This window comes from [Clostridium] aminophilum DSM 10710 (assembly GCF_000711825.1).
GTDB classification, from domain to species: domain Bacteria; phylum Bacillota; class Clostridia; order Lachnospirales; family Lachnospiraceae; genus Clostridium_R; species Clostridium_R aminophilum.
The window spans coordinates 1-2,127 of sequence record NZ_JONJ01000035.1; the positions used below are offsets into that span (position 1 = coordinate 1).

Sequence of the window (2,127 nt, forward strand, 5' to 3'; positions counted from 1 at the left end):
GACGGTTTCCTTCTTTTGTACAAAAGGCTGCAGACCGGATCCTTCAGCTGGCCGCGATCCGATCCGGAGGCTCTTGCCATCACACAGGAGCAGTACCGGATGCTTATGCAGGGGCTTGAAATCGTCCCTAAACACCCGATCCGGGAAAGCAGGCCGCAGGAACTGCTCTGATCTGTTGTGTAAAACAGAGAACTTTTTCAGAGCTGTCAACACTCCTCAGATGCCGGCCAGATGCATCTCCCAGGGGCCTTTCTAAGGTAACTGTATAGTTCCATGAGCCCCTGTAGGCAACCTTTTTTGTTCTTTGAAAACAGTATACGAATGTCTGTGCAGCACCCACATGCGGTGTCTGGAGCATGGGCAAAATGACGGTGCCGGAAAGAACGTAAATTCGCTTAAAACCGCCGTTTCCTGTATAATAGATACAGTTGATACAGGAGGCAGCACATGCAGACCGGGTTTACCAAAGAACAGCTCGAAAGGCTGGATAAGGATCTGTTGATCCAGCTTCTTCTCTCCCAACAGCAACGACTCGCGGAGATGGACGAAAAACTCCAGAAGATCCTTGAGCAGCTGGCGGACAGTAACCGCCGGCGGTTTGGACGTTCCACTGAACGAATGGATATCCCGGGACAGATGACCTTCTACAACGCGAATGGCGAACTTATCTATCTCCTCAACGATGCTGAAGCCATTGTTGATCAGGATGCTGCATCAGAGCCGGAAGAAGTTCCTGCAAAGAAACGTCCAGGTAAACGAAAAGGAAAACGCGAAGAGGATCTTCAAGGTCTTCCCGTTATTCCTGTTGAACACACCATGTCCGAAGAGGATCTTCAGTCAGCCTTCGGCGCGGAAGGCTGGAGACGGCTTCCGGATGAGATCTACCGCAGGTATCATTACGTTCCCTCAGAGATCAAAGTGGAAGAACATCACGTAGCAGTATATGAAGGCCTCGCCAGCAAGACAAAACTCAAAGCGAAACATCCCTCTTACCTGTTCCGCAACAGCCTTGCGTCACCGTCCATCACAGCAGCGGTTATTGACAAGAAGTATGACAATGCGCTTCCGCTGTACCGGATCGAGCAGGACTTCAAGAGGCGGGGCATCAACATCTCCAGGCAGGACATGGCGCACTGGATGATCAATTGCTCCAATCAGTATCTGAGCCTGCTTTATGACTACCTGCATGAGAAGATCTATGAGTACCATGTACTGCAGGCAGACGAAACGCCTGTGCTCGTCACAAAGGACGGCAGGGATCCCGGGTCAAAGAGTTACATGTGGGTTTACCGTACCGGGGCCTCTTATCTCGAGAACCCGATCGTGCTGTACGAATACCAGAAGACCCGGAACGCAAGCCACCCGAGGGAGTTCCTGAAAGGATTCCACGGGATCTGCATTACGGATGGATACCAGGTCTACCACACGCTGGAAGCGGAACGTGAAGACCTGAGGATCGCAGGGTGCTGGGCGCATGCCAGGAGGCGTTTCGATGAAGCGGTCAAGGCAATGCCAAAGGACCAGCAGAAAGACAGTATCGCGTACCTGGCACTAAGACAGATCCAGTCGATCTTCCACGAAGAGAAGATGCTTGCGGATCTGCCGGCTCAAGAACGCCAGAAGCAGCGGGAACTGCTCCTTCGCCCAAAGGTGGAGGCTTATTTCGCATGGGCAAAGCAGAACATCGGTAAGGTGTTGAAAAACAGTAAGACCTGGAATGGACTGAACTATTCCATCAATCAGGAAAAATATCTGAAAGTCTTCCTGGATGACGGTGAAGTACCGATGGATAACAATGCTGCTGAGAGAACGATCCGCGGATTCTGCATTGGCAAGAAGAACTGGGTCATGATCGATACCATCAGTGGAGCGAAAGCCAGCGCTGTCCTATACAGCCTGGTGGAAACAGCCAAAGCGAATAACCTTAAACCCTATGAGTATTTCAAATATCTGTTGGAGCAGATCCCCGAGCATGGTGAGTTCGAAGATAATTCCTATCTGGAAGATCTTCTTCCGTGGTCAGATAAACTGCCGATAGAATGCAGACAATCGAAGTAAAAGACTGTTTCAGCCATCCCTAAGTGGGATGGCTTACTGTTAACCAAGCACCCACTATTTACCGTTTAC

Annotated in this window: 2 protein-coding genes; both read left to right on the forward strand. The window is 50.6% G+C overall.

The window, feature by feature from the left end; all coding sequences use genetic code 11:
- Window positions 1-171, forward strand: a 171-nt coding sequence (tnpB, locus tag BR86_RS16710; protein WP_031474782.1) for an IS66 family insertion sequence element accessory protein TnpB, incomplete at its 5' end; no start/stop codon positions are given.
- Between the two features lie 276 nt (window positions 172-447).
- Window positions 448-2,058, forward strand: a complete 1,611-nt coding sequence (gene tnpC, locus BR86_RS0113600; RefSeq protein WP_031474784.1) for an IS66 family transposase — start codon at window positions 448-450, stop codon at window positions 2,056-2,058.
- Window positions 2,059-2,127 lie beyond the last annotated feature (69 nt).

What these genes read in the sequence shown, in the direction of transcription:
- tnpC (WP_031474784.1), top strand. Translation starts at nt 448, where the DNA reads ATGCAGACCGGGTTTACCAAAGAACAGCTCGAAAGGCTGGATAAGGAT.